Origin of the sequence: Phytoactinopolyspora halotolerans, from assembly GCF_010550675.1 — a bacterium.
GTDB classification, from domain to species: domain Bacteria; phylum Actinomycetota; class Actinomycetes; order Jiangellales; family Jiangellaceae; genus Phytoactinopolyspora; species Phytoactinopolyspora halotolerans.
Map to the genome: position 1 here is coordinate 102094 of NZ_JAAGOA010000022.1, position 21124 is coordinate 123217.

Below are 21124 nucleotides of genomic sequence, written 5' to 3' on the forward strand. Positions count from 1 at the left end.
TACGCATGCGCACCAAGACACGGTGGTCGATCGCAGCCATCGCGGTCGCACTGCTGGTCGGCGCCACAGTGCCGGCGACCGCGGATCCCGAACTCGACAACCTCGACGACTTCGACGTCAAGAGCAGGCCGGCCCCGGCCGAGATCAGCGTTCCGCCGGGCAAGGCAGACCACCGCACCTTCCCCAGCACGAGGAACATGCACGCGCTCGGGCACAGCTCACACCCCGCGTCGTTCGAGGTACCACCGGCGGAGAGGGAGATCAGCTCGGACATCGCCTTCTGGGGCGACCTCGCGATCCAGGGCAACTACAACGGGTTCCGCGTCATCGACATCTCCTCGCCGGCCAAGCCGAAGCTGCTCTCCCATCCGGAATGCAACGGGGATCAGGGCGACGTCGTGGTGTGGGAGAACATCGTGGTGCGGTCGTGGAACTCACCCGCACCGGAGGGCCGGCTGTGCATGGGCGAGCCGGTGCCGGTCGGATTCGAGGGCCTGCACGTCTTCGATATCGCCGATCCGGAAAACCCAGAGCTGCTGACCGCGGTGGAGTTCAGCCAGGTCGGTGCCGCTGAGCGGGGGACCGCCGACGGATGCGGATCGCACACGGTGACACTCGTCGCCGACCCCGACAACAACCGGCTCGTCGTCTACAGCAACAATTCCAGCGGCGACAACCGTCCGGTGTGCGATGCCATGGACATCATCGAGGTGCCCATCGACGATCCCGCCGCTGCCGGTCACATCGGGTACGTCCCTCTGGTGGGCGGCTCGCTGGGCAGCAACAACGGTTGCCACGACGCCGGCGCGATCCTGGGCGAGGTGAACATGCTCACGTGCGCCAGCGGGCACGCGGCGAACGTGTTCAGCATCGGCGAACCCGGCGGCGGCACGCTGGAGAATCCGCTCTGGCTGTTCAACATCGAGGAAGAGGATCCTGAGTCCGGCGTCAAAGTCGGTGCACCTGGCGCGGGCCGCTGGCACTCGGCCACGTTCAGCTTCGACGGCGAGGCGATCCTCCTCGGCTGGGAACCCGGCGGTGGCGGTCAGGCCCGGTGCACGGCCGACGATCCGGACATCAACAAGAGTCTGTTCGCCTACAGCGCCGCGGACGGTGCGAAGCTCGGTCAGTGGGTGCTGGAGCGCCCGCAAGGCCACGACGAGAACTGCACCATCCACAACTACAACATGGTTCCGCTGCGCAGCGGCAACGACGTGGTCGCGAGCGGCCATTACCAGGCCGGCAGCCGGGTGGTCGACTTCACCGGCATCCAGGAGGGCGTCCAGCCGGAGTCGATCGCATGGGCGGATCCGCCGTCGCTCGGACCTGGCCCGTTCTGCACGGTGATGTGGGACGGCGAACCCACACCCACCGACGGCTGCCGGCTGGGAGGAGCATGGTCGACCTACTGGTACAACGGGTTCCTCTACGAGAGTGACATCACCCGGGGACTGAACATCTATCGGGTGAGTGACCGGGCGACGGCCGGCGCCATCAAGCTGTCGCATCTGAACCCGCAGACACAGGAGTTCACCATCCACTGACGGAGGGGTGGCGTGCCGGACGGCTCGGTCCGCCGTCCGGCACGGGTGCGGCCGGCGCCCGCGGTCGGCCGCACCGGCTTCTCCGCATGACACCCTGACGGGGCGGCCGGGACGTGATCCGCGCTTCCGCTGGGCACGAGTGACCGGCGATCCACCTGGCGACGCCGCTGTTCGGCGTCAGCCCCATATCCGGCGACGTGAGAGCACCAGCACGCTGAGACCGAGTCCGATCAGCCCCAACCCGGCCACGAGGACGCCGAGACCGGAAGCTCCCGTATCCGGCATATCCGGGCCGTCCGGCGGCGGGGTCGGCTCCGGCGGGAGTGTGGGAGTCGGCGGGGATGTCGGAGTCGGCGTCAGCGTGTCGGACGGCGTCGGGCTCGGCGTCTCCGTCGGCGTAGGCGTCGGGCTCGGCGTCTCTGTCGGCGTCGGGCTCGGCGTCGGCGTCGGGCTCGGCGTCGGCGTCGGCGTCGGGCTCGGCGGTTCAGGGCTCAGCGCGTTCTCGAACACGATCGCCAATCCGTCCGGGGCGTCGACGACCGACGGGACTGTGACATCGACGGTCGTCCCCTCCACGGGCTCGGAGCCCGGCACGGTAATGGTGGTATGCCAGGTGTAACCGTCGGCTATGGACGGCAGAGCGTCTTCGGTGACCGTGCACGTACTGTCCGCCGGCAACGGGTCCGACGTCCACGTCGACTCCGCTGTGAGGGAGAAGGATCCAGGGCCGTCCTCTGGAACCGCGTCCCCCGCCGGCGTCTCGCACCGCCAAGAGAACCCGTACTCCGGGTCGGGCTCGTCCAGCCCGTCCTCCTCACCCGTGAATGTCTTGCTGACGCTGAACATACCGAGCGGGGCGGAGGTATTCGTCACGGTGATGGTGGCCTCGCTCGACGCGGGGGTCGTCAGAAGCCGTCACCGATTCGCCGAGATCGGGGTCGCCGTCCCAGACCCACAGGGATGAATCGGGGAAGGGCCGGTCGGGCCGGCTCGTCTCGGCCGTGACCTCACACACGGATCCGAGCGGAATCTCGGCGTCGGTGGTGACGGTCCAGACCTCTCCGGCGGCGACCGGGCCCCATTCGCCGCTGCGCACAACGGGGTTCTCGGGATCGTCGCCGCTGTAGGCGCATTCCCACGTGCCGGCGTATCGATTCGCGGGATCGGCCTCTCCCACGACGTCCTTCACCACCGAGAACCCGCCGAACACTCTGGCCGCGGCGTTGGACACGGTCACTGTGTTCGCCCCCGGGTCGTCGGAATCCTCGAGCACCACCAGTCCAGACGAACCGTCCGGCGACTCGGGATCGTACACCGGCGGTTCCCATTCCCAGGACTCGTCCGGACCGGACGGTGAATCCTCGACGACGACACATTCGGACGTCACCGGGATCGCCGTCGCGGTCGACCCCTCATCCGGCGTCAGGGTCGCCGCACCGGAGCCCGTCACCGACCATGTGCCCGAATTGGTCGTCTCGTCGGATCCCCCGTCATAGGTGCAGGTCCACGTGCCGGTGAAGGTGACGTCGTCAGGCGCCGCATCCGGGAGATCCTTCACGATGTTCAGCTCCGCAGTGGCCTGCGTGACGGAGTTCGTCACCGTCACGGTGTTGGCCTCCGGGTCGCCGGAATCCTCGAGCACCACCACCCCGGACGAACCGTCCGGCGACTCGGGATCGTACACCGGCGGTTCCCACGTCCACGTGTCGTCCGGTAGGTCTGCGTCGTCGAGCGGGTCCTCATTCACCACGCATTCGGAGGTCACCGGCACGGCGGTGGCGGTCGAGCCCTCGTCCGGCGTGAGTGCCGCCGTGCCTGCGCCGGTCACCGACCATGTGCCGGAGTCGGCCACGTCGTCGTCGGTGCCCGGCCGCCCATCGATCCCGGCGTACCTGCAGACCCACGTCCCGGTGAACTCGACGTCCTGAAGCCAGTCGGGTGCGCCGTCGGGAAGATCCTTCTCGATGTTCAGCTCGGCCGTCGCCTGCGTGACGGAGTTCGTCACCGTCACGGTGTTGATCAGCGGGTCGTCGGAGTCGTCTTGGATCGTGATGGTCGCGTCGTCGGGATCGAACCCCGGCGGCTCCCAGCCCCAGGACGCATCCGGAAGCTGCTCCTGCCCGAGTTCGTCCTCGGTGATCGTGCATTCCGAGCCGATCGGAACGTCGGGAACCGGGTCCATGGCGGCGTAACCCCCGCCGACGATCCGCCACGTCCCCTCGACCCTGGCGTCGTCCGGCGTGACACACGTGTAGCCGCCGGTGTACGTCAGATTGTTCAGGATCGCGCTCGGCGCGTCGTCTCCGAACGCCTTGAAGACATTCGGTGTGCTGGGTGGAGCGTTCGTGAACGTGCACACGATCGCTCGGCTACGTCCTTCACGCGAGATCAGGGTGAGATCGAACCCCCGTTCCTCGCCGGCGAGGGTGCCCTCGATGGGTCCGAACGAGGGGTCGTTGTCGTCCACGCATCGGTAGGTCGTCAGGTAGTCGCCGAGGTCCGTCCCCGATGCCCCGGTCTCCTCGACGTGATACACACGCCCCTGTTCTCCGCTGTAGAGCGTGGTCAAGATGGGAAGCGGACCGACCTGCGCCTCCTGGATGCCCAGGTCGTCGCCGCTGGTCTGCGCCGGCTCGCCGACCTCGATGTCCGGGTCGGTCGTCGGGTTCTGCGGATCCCCTCGCCGGGTCAGCGACAGTGAGAACTGATCGTCCGGGTTCTCCCGGCCGGTGACGTTCTTGCGGACGGTCAGCGTGCTCGGAGCGATGCAGGATGCCAGGTCCGTCGAGGCCCCACCGGAACCGGAACCGGAACCGGTCTGGCCAGGCCCGAGGTTCGACAACGTCGCCAGGTCGGCACCGGTCGACGGGTCGACCTCGCGGACGTTGGCGCTGACATAGCTCTCATACAGGTAGCCGTACTGGCCGTACGCGACGCCGACACCGTTGGAGCCGGCCCCGGCCGCGTCGCCGACGTGGGCGAGAACCACAGCGACATCCGGTTGCTCGGGGTTTGTCGGAAGCTGCCCACCCGGACCGGTGTAGAGAGCAGCGGTCTGGTCCTGGCCGACGATATAGAAGATGTTGCCTTTGGAATCGAAGGCCAGATCGCCGCTGACGCCCGGCGCGTCCGGTGTGTTCACCGTACCGGCGATCCAGACGTTCTCCGGATAGTCGGGGTTCGGGCTGCCATCCTCCAGGAACGGGCTCCCCGGATCCACGGCCGCGTTGTACGCGATCAGCGTGAACAGCGTCTCCTGTCCCGCCCCGGTCCGGTGTGTCGTGAAGTAGTACACCCCCGTGCTCTGGTCGACGGCTCCATGCCGGACCACGTGCTCGGAGTCCGGAACGTAGACGTTGTGCGGTATCGGAATCGTCTCCAACGTCTGCGTCAACAGGTCATACCGGTAGATGTTCCGCGTCACATCGCGATCGATGTCACTGGAGACGAACAGCAGGTACCGACCGTTGCCGTCATCGTCCCGGCCGATTCCCAGCCCGTTGATGCGCTCGTCGATCTCTCCGGTGAAGTCGGCGATCACATCCGCCTCGTCCGGCCCCGAGGGTGGATCCGTCACGTCGTACCGCTCGACACGGTTCAGCCGCTCCGCACCCGAAGGCGGATTGTCCGGGCTACGCAGGTTGTACACGTACGGCGACGTCGGGGAGCAACTGAGCAGATCCTCCACCGCCGCAACCGCCGGCGGCGGAGGTTGCGCGACCCCCGCCATGACCAGTGCACTGCTCACCAGCACACATAACCCCACCTTGATGCCCATGTGCGTCGCCCACCGTGTCGCGTTTCTCGTGCCTTCCCACCGTTGCATGCCTCCCTCTCCGCCGGCTACCGACCTGCGGGGAATCTGCGCGTGGGCGACACTCCCACCGTGCGTCGGTACTCTCGCACGCGGCAAGACGCGCCGCCTCTAGGCTGGGCCACGATGCCCCTCGAGCGTGCCGACCATGCCACTACCGGCGCTGTCCCGCGCCCGTTCCGTCCGTCCGGGACCCCGCCCTACTTCGAGCCAGGCGAGCACATTCTCTGGCGCGAATGGTGCCCCACGCGACGCCATGGCACACCAGAGGTGGTGCGCCCCGTGCGGGTGATACGCGACGACGCCGACGGCCTGGTGTTGTGGCTGCCCGGCGGCACACCGGTGCTCCGGGCCGTGTTGTCCGACGGTCGCCACATGCGAGAGACGCCCTTGCACGAACGGCATCGCGGTGGACGAGCGTCCAAGCGCGATGTTTGGCGTGGCGACGGCGTGCTCAAGATCGCACCGACCGGCGCGCCGTGGTCCGTGTGGGTGTTCTGGGATGCGGACCGGCACCACCGCTGCTGGTACATCAACCTCGAGCAGCGCCACGTCCGCGACGACGCCGGGATCGTGACCCGGGACCACGAGCTCGACGTCATCGTCTGGCCGGACGGGTCGACGGAGATCAAGGACGACGACGATCTCGCCGCCGCCGTCGCCGCCGGCCGCTTCACCGAACACGAGGCCGCGACGTTCGCCGACGACGCGCAGGCGGCCATCCGCGTAGTCGAGTCGTGGAGTCCGCCGTTCTCCAGCGGTTGGGAAACCTGGCGACCGGATCCGACCTGGCCCACGCCCCAGCTCCCGGACGATCTGGCCAGCGATCACTGACCTGCGCAAGTGCCCCGGCGAAGATGTCCCGACGTCCATTTGACAGCGGTGCTCGCGAGGAGTAGATCGAAGGGCGTCATGTCCGTCTTTGCCCCATGTGCCTCGGGTTGTCAGGCGGACGAAGGGGGGTGTGCTCACGGCTGGCCGAGGGCGTGCCGGCTCAGCGCGGACTCCGCAGGCAGTTGAGCATCCGGGAGGCACCCATGCGACGAACAACGCTCATCGCCGCCGCATCATCACTTCTCTTGGCGATGGTTGCTCCCGCCCTGGCGGGACCGTTCACCACCGGCTCGGTGGTCCAGGTGTCGGGCACGAGCCCCTTCGACGCGACGTGTGGCATGACGCCGGACGGGGGCTCGGTCTTCCTCGACAGCGAGGTCGAACCCTGGGTCGACGTCAGCCCGACCGATTCGGACATCGTCGCCGGCATGTGGCAGCAGGACCGGTGGTCGAACGGTGGTTCCCGGGGCAACGTCGCCGGCATCAGCGTCGACGGTGGAACGACCTGGCAGATCGTCGCGCCGCCGAACGTCTCGGAGTGCACGGGCGGCGAGTTCGACCGGGCCTCCGATCCGTGGGTCTCCTTTGCCCCGAACGGGGATCTACATCTGATGCACCTGGTGCTGGACATCACCCCACCACCGGGCAGGCCCGGCGGCTTCGGGGAGAACGGGATGATGGTGCAGATGGTCCCCGCGCAGGCGTTCGCCGACGGCGTCGTCGATCAGGCCGAGTTCAGCGAGCCGATCCTGATCGCCTTCAACGACGAAGGCAAGCTGCACGACAAGAACTCGCTCACCGCCGATCCCACGGACGCGGATTTGGTGTACGCCGTGTGGGACTTCCTCGACATCCCTCCGGGAGCTCTCATCCGGCCCGACCGAGCGGTCGCGCTCGGCTTCAAGGGCGCGGCGCTGTTCTCGCGGACCACCGACGGCGGGCAGACATGGTCCGAGCCCGAGGTCCTCTACAACCCTGGTGGCATCAACCAGACGATCGGCAACCAGATCGTCGTCAATTCCGACGGCGTCCTGTTCAACTTCTTCAACGAGATCCTCAACTTCCGGAACGACGACCGAGGGAATCAGTTCGAGTTCAACATGTCTCTGAAGTTCTCCCCGGACAAGGGCGAGACCTGGCTGCCACGCGGACGGCCGATCCGGTTCGGCAAGATCATGCAAGCGCCCGTGACGGATCCGGACACCGGCGAGCCGCACCGGACCGCCGACGTCCTGTTCGACGTCGCCGTCGACGAGAACAGTGGCAACCTGTACGCGGTGTGGCAGGACCGTCGATTCACCGGCGTCTCCGCGGTGGCCTTCACCATGTCGACCGACGACGGCCGCACCTGGACCGCCCCGGTCCGGGTGGACCAGACTCCGCCGGATCCAGGCAACGCGCTCAACCAACAGGCGTTCCTGCCATCCGTACACGTGGCAGACGACGGCACGGTTGCTGTGACCTACTACGACTTCCGGAACAACGGCCCTGGCGGCGGCACCGACACCGACCATTGGTTCGTCCATTGCCATGCGGCCACGGTGACGTGCAGCGACCCCGCCAACTGGAACGCCGAGGTCCACGTCGCCGGGCCGTTCGACGCACGACAGGCGCCATTCGCCGGTGGATACTTCCTCGGCGACTATGTCGGCCTGAGCAACGCCGCCGACACGTTCACGCCGTTCTTCACCCAGACCACCGCGACCGACCCGGCCAACCAGTACTACACCGAGGTATCGCCGGCGCCGTAACCCCGCAGTAACCCATCGGCGGCCATGTCAGGCGATCCGCGCCGGCCCTGGCCTGGGGCCCGCACGTACGGGGCCTCGGGCCAGGGCCCGCCTGGCCGCTGCCACGATGTCACCGCGCGTATCGCATGTCACCTCGCGTATCGCTATAAGCCGCGGCCGGGCCGCAAAACGATACGGACGGTGACACGGAGAACACACGGTGACACGGAGAACGCACGGTGACATGCGGCGCAGGCGCGACTCAGGATGCGATCGCCGTCACCGTCCACCGCCACAGCACCGGGCTGCCGATCGAGCCGGCGACACCGTCGACCGTGGCCTCTCCGTCGTACCCATGAACAGGATCCTTGGCACATGTCCCGAGGGCTCGCGGATTGCGTGACGAATCAATAATCATTATCGTTTACCACTATGTCGCAGACGCACGAGCAGCCCACCACCCGAGCCTTCGACGCGGCAGCCGCCGGTTTCCAGGACCTCGGCCGCTATCTCTGGGAACCGATCGGGGCCGCGACCGTGGCCGCGACCGCGCCGCAGCCCGGGGAGCGCGTGCTCGACGCGTGCTGCGGCAACGGTGCATCGGCGATACCGGCGGCGCATCGCGTCGGGCCGGATGGCCTGGTCGACGCCGTCGACCTGTCCGCGCCGATGATCGACGAGCTCAACGCCCTCGCCGGGGACCTGCCGCAGCTGCGATCGCACCACGCCGACGCGACGACCTGGCCGGCCGACGGCTACGACACCGTGCAATCCGCGCTGGGCATCTTCTTCTTCCCCGACATGGCGGTTGGCACGGAATGGCTGATCGGCCGCGCTCGCCCGAATGGCCGTGTGGGCCTGACCATCTGGCGAGACGGCGCCATGGAGGCCGCGGGACACCACCTGCACGCCGCCATCGCCCAGGTGACCGGGACCGAACCCCCGAAGCGGCCGCAGCATCCGATCTTCGCGATCAACAAGGCCGACGCGTACCGCTCCTGGCTCGTCGAGCGCGGACTGACCGACGTCGACATCGCCACGCATGAGCTGCGCCTACCCATGACACCGGACATCGCCTGGTTGGTCATCACCGGCTCAGGGTTCGTCGGCGCGCTGAGCGCGCTCAGCCCAGCCGACGTCGACGCCGTCCGGGACGCCTACCTCACCTCGCTGAGCGAGCAGAAGGTCGACGAGCTCGACGCCACCACGCTGATCGGCACCGGAACCACGCCCGGCTGAACGTTGCCGGCCGCACCGTGGCACACGCCAGCTGACCGGTCGACTCGGTCGTGGCCACACGCCGGATGTGTCACGGACTGAGCACAGGGCAGAATGCTTGTCTGTGGGACGCTCGCTGGATCGACGACGCGACGCCGACCTCGTCACCGAGGTCCGAGCGCGGCTACTGTCCGTGGTACCCGCCTCCGTCCGTCATGATGTCGAGCGGGCGGTGCGGAACCCGGTCGGCGCCGTGGCCTACCTCATCAGGCCCCGGCGGCGCGATTCCGGCCCGGCAGCCCTCGGACCCGGTGGATACGCCGCAGCCGAGGCGCCGAACGTCGCCGGCATGCCGACGGCCGCCCGGCCCGACGACGCGCCGGCCGTCCACGTGGTCGTCACCCTGCACGCACCGGCCCGAACCGTCGGCGATCACCTCGACGGCATTGTCGACGGTCTGGTCAGCACGGTCCGCCCGTTGGACGATGAGCGCAGCCGGCTGGAGGCGTCATATCGGGGCCCGCTGGAGCACCTGGCCCAGTGTCTGCTCATGCTGGGCTTCGAGTTCGAGGTACACGAACCGCAGGAGCTGTCGACGGCGCTGCGCGTGCTCAGCGCTCGTGCGTTGCGCGCGGCGCGCGACGACGTGGATCTGATCTGGGACGGCCGTTAGCCGCCACCGCGACCAGCCGTCCGCCGAACCCGAGCAGCTCACGTCCGCGCCGATCGTTCACCGAGCCGTCGCGAACGTAGGTACAGAATAAATTTCTGACACTATTGACCATTTCATCATTTCCTTCTACTGTCGACGTTACTCGACGCCGGCGACGGCGGAATCCCCACAAGCGCAGCGATGAGCAGCGTTGGAGGCATCCAGTGAAGACGAGCACGGCGACGGAGGAGCGGGACGGCCTTCCGGCCTTTCCGATGCCGAGGCAGGGTCCGTTCCAACCTCCCCATGCCTACGCCGAGCTACGTGCCGAGCAGCCGGTCGCACGCGTACGGCTCTGGGACGGTCGGGCGGCGTGGCTGGTCACCCGGCATGCGGAGATACGGCAGCTGCTCAGCGATCCCCGCGTCAGTGCCCGGCGCCAGCACCCGGGCTTCCCGTTCGCCACTCCGGCACGTGCGGCCGCCGAGCGGCACGAGGAGGCCTTCATCTCGAAGGATCCGCCCGAGCACGGGCGGCTGAGGAAGATGCTGACGCGGTACTTCGCGGTCAGGCGGATAGAGCGGCTGCGGCCGGTGGTCCAGGACATCGTGGACGGGCTCATCGACGACATCGAGGAGTCGGGGCCGCCGGCGGACCTGGTGCGACAGCTGGCGCTGGAGCTGCCGGCGCGGACCATCTGCCACATATTCGGCCTGCCGCCCGAGGAGCGGCACTACTTCCAGTCGCGGGACCACCGGCGCAACGCGCTGGACTCCGACCCCGCCGACGTCGTCGCGGCGACCGAAGAGATGCTCCACTACGTCGATGCGCTCGTCGCCTCGAAACAGCGGTCCCCCGGAGACGACCTGATCAGCGAACTCGTCCGGGACCAGCTCGATACCGGCGCCGCCGAGCGCGGGGAACTCGTCGCGATCCTTCGGCATCTCCTGGCGGCCGGCCACGACACCACGGCGAACATGATCGCCCTCGGCGTCGTCGTGCTGCTCTCCCACCCCGACCAGCTAGCCCAGGCCACGACAGACCCTGAGCTCTGGCCCGGCGCAGTCGAGGAGCTCCTGCGCTACATCAGCGTCTTTCAGATCTCCCCGAACCGGGTGGCCACGGAGGACATCGAGATCGCCGGTGTGACCATCCGAACCGGCGACGGGATCATCACTCCCGCCGTCGCCGCCAACCGAGATCCGCACGCGTTCCCGGACCCGGACACGTTCGACATCCATCGCCAGGCCCGGCACCACCTGGCGTTCGCCTACGGCGTCCACCAATGCCTCGGCCAGCCACTGGCACGACTGGAGCTGCAGGTGGTGTTCCGCACCCTGTTCGAGCGGCTGCCCACGTTGGAGCTGACCACGCCGGCCGAGCGGCTGGCCGTCCGCGAGTATCTCCTGCTCAGCATCGAAGAACTGCCGGTCACCTGGACGGTTCCGGGGGTGAGCCGGTGATGCACATCGTGGTGGACACCGATCGGTGCGTCGGCGGCGGCCAGTGCGTCATGGCAGCGCCGGAGATCTTCGATCAGAACGACGACGACGGCACCGTGGTCCTGCTGCGCGCGGACCCGCCACCCGACGCGTCCGCAGCGGTCCGGGAGGCGGCACGGCTCTGCCCGGCGCTGGCGATCACCCTGGTGGAGGAGGAGCAGTGAGCGCGACGGTGGGTCACGTCGTCGTGGTCGGTGCGTCTGCGGCCGGTGTCACGGTCGCGGACACCTTGCGCGACGAGGGGCACGACGGCCGGATCACGCTTATCGGCGCGGAGCCTGAACGGCCATACGATCGGCCGCCGCTGTCCAAGGATGTCCTGGCCGGCACACGGGAACCTGCCGCGACGGCCCTGCGAACGCACACGCACTACGAAGATCGCGGCATCGAGCTGCGGACCGGCCGTACCGTCGTATCGGCCGACCCGACGGCGCGAGAAGTCCAGTTGGACACGGGAGAGACGCTCCGATACGACGTGCTCGTCGCCGCCACCGGCGTGGGCCCGCGTCGGCTGCCTCTCGGGCTGCCGCACGGGCAGCGGCGCCCGCATCGGCTCGCGGGCGTCCACGTGCTGCGCACCCTCCACGATCTGGCGGCCTTCCGGACGGACATGCTCACGGCACACCGCGTTGTGGTGGTGGGGTCAGGTCTCCTGGGCATGGAGGTGGCCGCGACCTGCCGCGGTCTCGACGTCGGCGTCACCGTGGTGAGCCGCGGCCCGGCACCGCTGCATGGGCAGTTCGGGGCCACCGTGGGCGGTAAGGTCGCGGCCCTGCACGTCGAGCACGGTGTCGACCTGCGCAGCGGTGTCGGTGTGGCGGATCTGACCGAGGCACGCGGCCGGGTCACCGGCGTCACGCTGACCGACCGGTCCACCGTCGCCGCGGACGTCGTCCTGGTCGCGGTGGGCTCGGACCCGCACACCGGCTGGCTCGCCGACCCCATGCGTGGCCTGGATACCGCCGACGGCCTCGGGTGCGATGCCTATTGCCGGGCCGCTCCCGGGATCTTCGCTGCGGGAGACGTAGCCCGCTGGCACCATCCGGCGCTCGGAGCCCCGGTACGGGTGGAGCACCGGATGAACGCCACCGAGCAGGGCATCTGCGTTGCCCGCAACATACTCGGCGCCGCCCAGCCCTACGCGCCCGTCCCCTACGCATGGACCGACCACTACGATGCGCGGATTCAGACCTACGGCTTCATGGGCCCACGGCATCAGTTCGCCGTCGTCGAGGGCAGCCTCACCGAGCGCCGGTTCGTCGTCGTCTACGGGATGCACGGTCGGGTCACCGGTGCGCTGGCGTGGCGGTACCCCAAAGGGCTGCGTCGTGCGCGTGAGCTGGTGGCACAGACCGCGCCGTGGGCCGAGATCCACAACCGTCGACGCACGTCCGCGGCTATGTCGACAACGACGGCGGCGACAACGACGACGTCATTGCACAGTAGAGGAGTTCTCCGGTGACAGAGACACCGTCCGATTCCATGCCCGGCGGAGCCTCCGGCCCGGCCGGTGCGCCGGCATGCCTCGACCGCGTCCGTGCGGCCAGGCCGAACCTCACCGGTGCCAGGGCCCAGGTGGCCGACGCCGTGCTCGAGGATCCGTGGAAGATCCGCGGCGCGTCCATCCAGGTGCTCGCGCAGACCGCGGGCGTCTCCGAGAACGCGGTCAGCCGGTTCACACACGCGCTGGGATACACCGGCTACCGCGAGTTCGCGCAGGCCCTCTCCCTCGACCTCGGCAAGACACTCGGGCTCTATCACTCTCACCCAGTCGATCTGGTGCTGGAGGCTCGATCCGGCCTCGGCGGACCGCTCGACCTGGTCCAGCGGGTGATGTCCCTCGAGGTGGAGTGCATGCAGGACACGCTGACCAACCTGTCCGAGCCGGCGCTGCGGCACATCGTCACCCGTCTCGGCGCAGCGCCGTCGGTCCTGCTCCTGGGCACGGGGACAGCTGCCCCGCTGTGCCAGATGTTCTCGTACCGGCTGGCGAGCATCGGCATCGCCGTCACGTGGACGGCGGATCCGATGATGATGCTCGCGCACGTCTCACGCCTGAAGCCCGGCGATCTGGCGCTCGGCATCTCCTATTCCGGCAAGTCCCGAGACACCGTGCAGGCACTCGGATATGCCAAGCAGCGCGACATCGAGACCGCTGGGCTCACGGCGAACCCGCAATCCCCGATGGGTGACGTGGTCGACACGTCGCTGACGATCTTCAGCTCGGCGGTGTCTCGCGGGACGGCACAGTTCAGCGCCCGCGTCGCGGGTCTGGCACTCCTGGAGGCAGTCGCCACCGCCGTGTCGGAGGAGAAGGGTGGTGCCGCTCTGAGCATGCTCCAGGAGCTGGGCGCGACTCAAGCCCAGCTCAATGACCTGCCCACGGACGACCACGACGACGCACACGACGACGCACACGACAAGGCACACGACGACGGGCGCGGTGACTCGTGAGCACCACGCCACTGCGGATGAGCATCACCGGCGTCGGTCATTGGCACGCACCACGCCACGTCGACTCGTTCGCCGCGGCCGGAGCGACGATCACCACGGTGCACGACGACGAGCCGGACGTCGCGAAAGGGTGGGCCGACCGTCTCGACTGCCGGGTGGCGCCAGGCCTCGACGAGTTGATCGACGAGGACGTCGATCTCGTGCTGGCCATGCCGAGACACCGTGACGGGCCCGCCGTCGTCGCCCGACTCATCGAGCGCGGCCTGCCGTTCGTCGTGGAGAAGCCGGTCGCGACGCGCGCCGAGTACCTGTGGCCGCACGTGGTCGCCACCGAGGCGAGCGGACAGTTCGCGGCGGTGCCGTTCATCAACAGGTACAGCACATTCTGGGAACATCTCAGACGGATGCAGGCCGACGGGCTGCTGACACCTCCGTGCGTGGCACGGTTCCGGATCGTCAACGGACCACCCAGCCGGTACGTCGACGACGGCGTGGCGTGGGTCCTGGATCCAGAGATCGGGGGCGGGGGTGCGTTGCGCAACCTCGGCCCGCACACCGTGGACGCCTTCCTGTCCCTCGCCGAGGGTCAGGTCAGCGTCGCCGGTGCCGTGCTGTCCGACCGGCAGTACGGACTCGACGTGGAAGAGCACGCGATCGCCGTGCTCCGCGACGACGCCGGCCTGACCGGCGTCGTCGAAGTCGGATACAGCGGACCCCACCACGACGGCACCGACCACGAATGGGCCCTCGTCGGGCCCGGCTCGAGCATCCGCGAGCTGCACAGCTCGGTCGGTGTCACCACTCAAGACGGCCAGGCGGACTTCGTTTCACCGCCGGTCATGCAGCGATATCGCATCTTCGCCGAGGACGTCGTCGAGCGACTGCGCACGCACCGGCCCGCACCGGTCACACTGCGGGACGCGTGGCGGGCTCTCGAGGTCGTCGACCGCATCTACGACGCCGCACACCAGGCTCCGCCCAGGAGCCTGCACGCCGCGGAAGGGGAGATCCCGTGAGACACAGCGTCAACGCACCATCGCAGAGCAGTCGCATGAGCACGCCCGCGAACAAGCCCCTGAGCATGAGCAGGCGCGGCTTCATGCGAGGCGTGCTCGGCACCGCAGCCGGCACCGGCATGCTCGGTGCCCTGTCCGCCTGCGGAGACGACGGCGGTTCCTCGTCGTCGTCCGGCGAGGGCGACAGCGGCCGGTTGGTCTTCTGGCACAACTACACGCAGGAGGCCCGGGTCAACTTCATGCGCGAGGTGGCCGACCGGTTCGAGGAGAGCCACCCGGGCACAACGGTCGAGATCGAAGTCGTGCCGTTCCCCCAGTTTCCGACGAAATGGCCGGCCGCGCAGACCGCGGGCAACCTGCCGGACGTCACGACCGTGCTGCCCGAGCACGCGGTCTCCATGTGGCAAGCCGGCGCACTGCACCCGATGGACCCGGTCCTGGAGGAGCTCGGCGGCAGCTCTGCGTTCGTACCCGGCCTGCTGGACAAGGCCGCCGCCTACGAGGACCAGCACATCCTGCTGCCGCATTACGTGCACAACCGGCTTCTGGCCCACCGCACCGACATCCTCGCCGACGCGGGCGTGAGCCTGCCCGAGCGGCCCACCTGGGACGAGGTGCTCACGGCGGCCCAGGCCACCACCAAGGAGCCCGATCAGTTCGGCTGGATGCTCAAGCTGTCGGCGGCCGATACCGGCGGCGGCTACCTGCTGTGGATGCTGACCCATTCCGCAGGTGGCCGGTTCTTCGACGCCGACGGCACGGCCATGCTGGACACACCCGAGGTGAAGCGGGCTACCGAGTTCCTGGTGGAGATCGGACACACGGCCAGTGGCCCGGGCCAGGTGAACTACAACATCAACGACAATTTCTCGCTGATCAACGCCGGCACGACAGTGCTGGCCGAGGTCTCGGGTGCAGAGATCGGCATCGCCGCGGTCGACGCCCCGGACATCGCCGACAAGCTGGCCACGACGTTCATGCCGACCGACGTCCGGCCAGGGAACCTGATCGGGGCGGTGTCACTCGCCCTGCCGAAGGGAAAGAACCCCACGTTGGCACAGGAGTTCGCGGCCTTCCTCTACGCCGAGGAGAACTACGTACCCTTCCTGCACACCATCCCACTGTTCATGTTCCCCGCACTGGCTTCCGCGAACAGCCCGGAGTTCTTCGCGGAGCCGACCATCGCAAAGTACGAGGCAACAGCGCAGCAGACGCTGGCCGGCGTGGAGGAAGGCAGCCCGCCGGGCTTCGAGGACGGCCCGAACCCCTACACCGGGCCCGTGTTCAACAGCCACGCGATCGAGCAGATGCTGCAGAACATCCTGGTCGGAGGGGCCGACGTGGACAGCGCACTCGCAACCGCGAACCAGACCGTACAGGCGACCCTCGATGACATCTCGTCTCGACTCGGCTGAGCGCATCGATTCCCGCAGCGAGGAGCCGGCCCCCGCGCTGGCCGGGGCGCCTCCCTCGCCGGGCTCTCGCCGCTGGTACCGCCCGATACTCAGGTGGCTGGACCGCCGGACACACGTGCTGCTGGTGATCCCCGGCGTGGCCCTGCTGCTGGGCATCGTGGCCTACCCGGTGGGCTTCAACGTCTGGAACAGCTTCACCGACCGCAACCTCAGCTTTCCGACATCGGCGTGGGTGGGTCTGGCGAACTACGAGCGAGTGCTGACCGACGCCGCGTTCTTCTCGGCGATCACCCGGACGCTGGTATGGACGTTCACCTCCGTCGCCGGCCAGCTGCTGCTCGGCTTCATCGGCGCCATCGCGCTGCAGGCGGTCCGCCGCGGGCAGGGCCCGTTGAGACTCGGCCTGATCATCCCGTGGGCGTTCCCGTCGATCGTGCTGGCCTACTCGTGGAAGTTCATGCTCGACCCGATCGTCGGCGTCGTCAACGACGTGTTCATGCGGCTCGGTCTGATCGACCAGCCGGTCGCCTGGCTCGGGACCGAGTCCACGGCGATGCCCGCCGTCGTCGCCATGAACATCTGGTTCGGCTTCCCGTTCATGATGGTCGCGCTGCTCGCCGGTTTGCAGACCATCCCGGTGGAGCACTACGAGTCCGCCCGGGTGGACGGTGCGAACTTCTGGCAGGAGTTACGCCACATCACCCTGCCAGGCCTGCGGCACGTGATCGGTGCGCTGGTAGTGCTGCGCAGCATCTGGGTGTTCAACAACTTCGACTTCGTATACCTCACCACGGGTGGCGGGCCGATCCGCGCGACGGAGACGCTGCCGGTCTATGCGTTCCAGATCGGCTGGACCAACTACGACATCGGGCGGATGGCGGCGGTGTCGGTGGCCATGCTCGGCGTCCTCGTCGTCATCGTCGCGGTGTATCTGAAGGTGCTTCGCGTGGACAAGGAGGACTAGACGATGGCCACCGCAATCGCCGACGCCGGCACCGGACGCGCGCGAGCGCGGCGCCCGCGACGACGGGGAGACCGGCGCCGGCGGATCGTCGGCTACGCCGTGCTGAGCCCGCTCATCGGCTTCGCGGTCTTCCCGCTGCTCTGGATGGCCGTGTCCTCGGTCAAGACGCCGGACGAGCTCTACGCCTTCCCGCCCACCTGGATTCCGGACGGTGTCGACTGGGGCTTCTACCGGCGCGTGCTCGACGGCACCCAGTTCACCGACTTCATGGTCAACAGCGCCATCGTCGGTATCGGTAGCACCGCCATCGTCGTCGTCATGTCCGCCATGGCCGGCTTCGGCTTGGCCCGCGGAGGCTTCCCGGGAAGGCTCTTCGTCTCCCGCAGCGTCCTGGTGGCCTACGTCTTCCCGACGATCCTGTACGCCGTCCCGCTGTTCACGGTCATCTCCGGGATCGGGCTGGCCGGCACGTACCCCGGCATCATCCTCGTCCACGTCGCCTTCAACTTCCCGTTCTGCACGTGGCTGATGATGCAGTACTTCCGCAGCCTGCCGAAGGAGATCGAGGAGGCGGGACGGGTGGACGGGCTCACCCACGTCGGCATCTTCGTCCGTCTCGCCGTCCCGCTGGCCGCGCCCGGGCTCGCCACCACCGCGATCTTCGGCTTCATCAACAGCTGGAACGAGTTCCTGCTGTCTTTCGTGATCCTCGGCGGCGGAGAGCGACGGACGCTTCCCGTCGGGATCTACAACTTCGTCGGCAGCGAGGTCGCCGACTGGGGTCCGCTCATGGCGGCGACGACGCTCGCCGTGATCCCGACTCTGGTGTTGTTCCTGTTCATCCAACGCAGAATCACCGGCGGCCTCACCGGTGGGGCGGTCAAGGGATGACCGGGACGCAGCCAGGTACGGGCACGCGGCCGGGCACGGGCACGCGGCCGGGCACGGGCACGCGGTCACGCCGGTGGTCCTTGCTGCTGCACTCGATGGCGACACCCGACGCGGATGCGATCGGGTGCCTGCGGGTCGCCGACCAGCTCGAGCTGGATGGGATCGAGTTGATCATCGACGACGACTACCCGTGTGCGGTACGGACCTCGGCAAGCACGGCCCAGGTCGGCGAGATCGCGGGAGCAGCCGGCGATCTTGGGCTGCGGGTCGCGGCGCTGTGCTCCTACACGAGGGACATCGACGTCGCCTCCGAGCAACACCGGCGACGAGCCGTCGACGAGTTACGCCGGGCTACCGATCTGGCCGCCGAGATCGGTGCCCGGCACGTGCGGGTGCTCGCCGGGCGGGATCGGCCCAACGACGAACGGGCCGACGCGATGGCACGCGCCGCCGCCACGCTGACCGAGGTCGCCGGCTACGCGCGGCCGGCCGGGATCAACCTGAACGTGGAGAACCACATGGATACCCTGGCCACCACCGCCGCCGCGACGCGCGAGCTGGTCGCCGCCGCTGCGAGCCCGGCCGTGGGTGTGCTGTACGACCAGGCCAATCTGGCCATCATGCGCGCCGAGGATCCGGCCACCGCCGTTCAACTGCAGGAGCCGTTCATCCGGCACGTGCACCTGAAGAACTTCCTGCCCGCCGAGGGTGGCCGACGGCCTGTCGGGCTCGACGCCGGCAAGGTCGATTGGAACAGCACCCTACGGCTGCTCGACGGCTACACCGGAACAATGACCTTCGAGTACGAGCGGCGCTGGTTCCGCGACCAGTTACCGCCGGTCGAGACCGTGCTGCATGAGGACCGGGATCTGGTCCTGAGTGTTGCCGCCGAACTGGAGCGGGCCGCGTCGCCGCTGGATCAGTGACTCGGCACCGACCACACGCCGCCGCCCCCTCGGCCCCCTTTCGACCGCGCCGATCACCGACACACACCGATCGCCCACACACCGATCACTGACATCGAGCACTGCGAGGAACCCGATGCGCCTGCTGTCGTTCCGCCCAACCGGCACTCCGGCGACCACGCCGCCCAGTTGGGGCTTCCTGCACATCGAACCGGACCATGCGATTCCGCTCGACCCGGCGTCCGCGCCCGATGCGACCGTGATCGACGTGTCCGGCCTGGCCACGCGTACCGGACGGCCGTACCCGCAGAGCGTGCAGGCGCTGCTCGAGCTCGACCCGGCGGAACGCTCCGCGCTGCTCGGCTCCTGGCGGGAGCGGGACCCGGCACTGCGAGCGGCCGTTGTCCCCCTCGGCGAGCTGGAGGTCCTTGCGCCGATACCGACGCCGCGCCGCAATGTGATCGCCGTCGGGGCGAATTACCGCGAACACGCGGACGAGTCGCCCTACTCCCCCGGCCTGCCGGATCGCCCGATCTTCTTCACCAAGGCGACCACGGCCGTGACCGGCCCAGGACCGGTCGCGGTCGATCCCGGCCAGACGGCGCGCGTCGACTGGGAGGTGGAGCTGGGCGTCGTCGTCGGGACCCGTGCCCGCCGCCTCTCCCCTGCAGCCGCTTCCGAAGCCGTCTTCGGGTTCCTGACCGCGAACGATCTCTCGGCCCGCGATCAGCAGCACGGCCGCCCCGAAGGTCAGTGGTTCCTGGGCAAGAGCCTGGACGGCTTCTGCCCTCTCGGGCCGTGGCTGGTCACGGCCGACGAGGTAGGCGATCCCCAGGCGCTGGAGTTGTCGCTGAGCGTGAACGGGACGGTGAAGCAGGACTCCAGCACCGCGCACATGGTGTTCAGCGTGGTCGAACTGCTGGTGGAGCTCTCCCGGTTCATGACGCTACTGCCGGGCGACATCGTCCTCACCGGCACGCCGGCCGGCGTCGGGGATGCCCGCACTCCACCGGAGTACCTCGCCGACGGTGACGTCGTCGACGCCGAGGTCGAGGGTCTCGGGCGGCTGCGCACCACGATCGTCATGGCAACGGAGGTGGAAGAGGCATGACCGCCCGGATCGTCGTGGTGATGTCGGAGGAGCTCCGCGCTCGCGTCTTCGCCGAGGCCGACTGGGCCCGGCTCGACCGGGCGGGCGAGCTGCGGTGGATGCGCGACGTCTCGTCGGCGGATGCCGTCCGTGCCGCCGTGGTGGACGCGCGGGTCTGCGTCACCGGCTGGGACACGCCGCCGTTTCCGGCCGACCTGTTCGACGCTCCCGTCCCGCTCGGCTTGGTGGCACACACCGGGGGCTCGGTGCGATGGTTGGTCCCGCAGACCGCGTTCGACCGGGGTGTACGGGTCAGCCAGGTATCTGCGGTATTGGCCGAGGCCGTCGCCGAGTTCGCCGTCATGGCGATCATCGCGGGACTGCGAGACGCGATGTCCTTCGCGGCCGCGATGCGAGCCGGGGAGCCGTGGTCCACCTTCGCGGCTCGCCCACCGGGGCGGCTGCTGCGGGAGCAGACCGTGGGGATCGTCGGCGCCAGCCGCACCGGCCGCGCGACCCTGCACCGGCTGCGGCCGTTCGGCTGCCGGTGTCTCGTCGTCGATCCGTTTCTGACCGAGGATGACGCCGCGGGGCTGGGTGCCGGGCTGGCGTCGCTGGACCGGGTGGTCGCGGAGGCCGATGTCGTCTCGCTGCACGCCCCGATGCTGCCGGAGACGCGGGGCATGCTGAGCCGGGAGAGGATCGCGCACCTCAAGCCCGGAGCGCTGGTGGTCAACACTGCCCGAGCCGCGCTCGCCGACAGCGACGCCCTGCTCGACGCAGCCGCGGCCGGCCGGATCCGCGTCGTGGCGGATGTGTTCGACGAGGAACCACTCCCGGTGGGCAGCGCATGGCGGCACGCTCGCGGCGTCGTCGCCACCCCACACATCGCGGCACTCACCGGTGAGACGTTGCACGAACAGGGCTCGGCGACCGTCGATGAGGTGCTGCGGTTCCTCGACGGCGCCACGCTTGAGCATGAGGTGACGCGCCGCGCCTACGAGATCAACGCCTGAGCGCCGTCGGCGCCCACACCGCACCACGCCCACCGCGCCCACCGTGCCGCTCCACACCGCCCTGCCCTGTCCTGTTCTG

The 21124-nt window shown here is 68.7% G+C and carries 18 protein-coding genes; 16 read left to right on the plus strand and 2 right to left on the minus strand.

All coding sequences use genetic code 11. From position 1 onward, the window contains the following. The first annotated feature begins 5 nt into the window (after positions 1-5). Complete coding sequence (locus G1H10_RS25185) at positions 6-1544, plus strand: LVIVD repeat-containing protein (RefSeq protein WP_163743142.1); 1539 nt, start codon at positions 6-8, stop codon at positions 1542-1544. A gap of 177 nt (positions 1545-1721) precedes the next feature. Here the strand turns inward: G1H10_RS25185 and G1H10_RS32550 are convergent, their stop codons facing one another. Both G1H10_RS32550 and G1H10_RS25195 read right to left on the minus strand, forming a co-directional pair. Continuing rightward, a complete protein-coding gene (locus G1H10_RS32550) occupies positions 1722-2417 on the minus strand; it encodes a DUF5979 domain-containing protein (protein ID WP_163743144.1) in 696 nt (231 codons plus the stop codon). After that, positions 2359-5322 (minus strand): DUF5979 domain-containing protein, encoded by a 2964-nt coding sequence (locus G1H10_RS25195; RefSeq protein ID WP_163743146.1) that lies wholly within the window; start codon positions 5320-5322, stop codon positions 2359-2361. Before G1H10_RS25195 ends, G1H10_RS32550 begins: the two co-directional genes overlap by 59 nt. 318 nt (positions 5323-5640) lie before the next feature. Between G1H10_RS25195 and G1H10_RS25200 the strand changes: the two genes are divergently transcribed. The 15 genes from G1H10_RS25200 to G1H10_RS25270 all read left to right on the plus strand — a co-directional run bounded on the left by G1H10_RS25200 (position 5641) and on the right by G1H10_RS25270 (position 21045). After that, positions 5641-6192: a ribonuclease FAU-1 family protein gene (locus G1H10_RS25200; protein ID WP_163743148.1), complete on the plus strand. Its 552-nt coding sequence runs from the start codon at positions 5641-5643 to the stop codon at positions 6190-6192. A gap of 203 nt (positions 6193-6395) precedes the next feature. Next, on the plus strand, positions 6396-7943 hold the full coding sequence (locus G1H10_RS25205; protein WP_163743150.1) for a sialidase family protein: 1548 nt from the start codon (positions 6396-6398) through the stop codon (positions 7941-7943). Between the two features lie 411 nt (positions 7944-8354). After that, entirely contained in the window at positions 8355-9161 is an 807-nt protein-coding gene (locus G1H10_RS25210) for a class I SAM-dependent methyltransferase (RefSeq protein ID WP_163743152.1), read from the plus strand. Positions 9162-9264: 103 nt separating this feature from the next. After that, positions 9265-9813: a WCX domain-containing protein gene (locus G1H10_RS25215; protein WP_163743154.1), complete on the plus strand. Its 549-nt coding sequence runs from the start codon at positions 9265-9267 to the stop codon at positions 9811-9813. A gap of 203 nt (positions 9814-10016) precedes the next feature. Then, a complete protein-coding gene (locus G1H10_RS34765; RefSeq protein WP_216853644.1) occupies positions 10017-11255 on the plus strand; it encodes a cytochrome P450 in 1239 nt (412 codons plus the stop codon). Then, complete coding sequence (locus tag G1H10_RS25225) at positions 11255-11458, plus strand: ferredoxin (RefSeq protein WP_163743198.1); 204 nt, start codon at positions 11255-11257, stop codon at positions 11456-11458. Before G1H10_RS34765 ends, G1H10_RS25225 begins: the two co-directional genes overlap by 1 nt. Further along, positions 11455-12756 (plus strand): NAD(P)/FAD-dependent oxidoreductase, encoded by a 1302-nt coding sequence (locus tag G1H10_RS25230; RefSeq protein WP_216853646.1) that lies wholly within the window; start codon positions 11455-11457, stop codon positions 12754-12756. The genes G1H10_RS25225 and G1H10_RS25230 overlap by 4 nt, the downstream gene beginning before the upstream one ends. Continuing rightward, the gene (locus tag G1H10_RS25235) at positions 12753-13748 is read left to right on the plus strand and encodes a MurR/RpiR family transcriptional regulator (protein WP_163743155.1); all 996 of its coding nucleotides are present in this window, start codon (positions 12753-12755) and stop codon (positions 13746-13748) included. The genes G1H10_RS25230 and G1H10_RS25235 overlap by 4 nt, the downstream gene beginning before the upstream one ends. Next, complete coding sequence (locus G1H10_RS25240; protein ID WP_163743158.1) at positions 13745-14764, plus strand: Gfo/Idh/MocA family protein; 1020 nt, start codon at positions 13745-13747, stop codon at positions 14762-14764. Before G1H10_RS25235 ends, G1H10_RS25240 begins: the two co-directional genes overlap by 4 nt. Before the next feature lie 35 nt (positions 14765-14799). Further along, the gene (locus G1H10_RS25245; protein ID WP_163743159.1) at positions 14800-16179 is read left to right on the plus strand and encodes an ABC transporter substrate-binding protein; all 1380 of its coding nucleotides are present in this window, start codon (positions 14800-14802) and stop codon (positions 16177-16179) included. After that, positions 16154-17143, plus strand: coding sequence for a carbohydrate ABC transporter permease (locus tag G1H10_RS25250; RefSeq protein WP_163743161.1), 990 nt, complete (start codon positions 16154-16156; stop codon positions 17141-17143). Before G1H10_RS25245 ends, G1H10_RS25250 begins: the two co-directional genes overlap by 26 nt. Positions 17144-17146: 3 nt before the next feature. After that, positions 17147-18034 carry a carbohydrate ABC transporter permease gene (locus G1H10_RS25255; RefSeq protein ID WP_163743163.1) on the plus strand — a complete coding sequence of 296 codons (888 nt, stop codon included), beginning with the start codon at positions 17147-17149 and terminating at the stop codon, positions 18032-18034. A 95-nt stretch (positions 18035-18129) separates the two neighbouring features. After that, positions 18130-18960 carry a sugar phosphate isomerase/epimerase family protein gene (locus G1H10_RS25260; protein ID WP_163743165.1) on the plus strand — a complete coding sequence of 277 codons (831 nt, stop codon included), beginning with the start codon at positions 18130-18132 and terminating at the stop codon, positions 18958-18960. A gap of 115 nt (positions 18961-19075) precedes the next feature. Further along, complete coding sequence (locus G1H10_RS25265) at positions 19076-20050, plus strand: fumarylacetoacetate hydrolase family protein (protein ID WP_216853647.1); 975 nt, start codon at positions 19076-19078, stop codon at positions 20048-20050. Beyond that, positions 20047-21045 carry a hydroxyacid dehydrogenase gene (locus G1H10_RS25270; RefSeq protein ID WP_163743167.1) on the plus strand — a complete coding sequence of 333 codons (999 nt, stop codon included), beginning with the start codon at positions 20047-20049 and terminating at the stop codon, positions 21043-21045. The genes G1H10_RS25265 and G1H10_RS25270 overlap by 4 nt, the downstream gene beginning before the upstream one ends. Positions 21046-21124 lie beyond the last annotated feature (79 nt).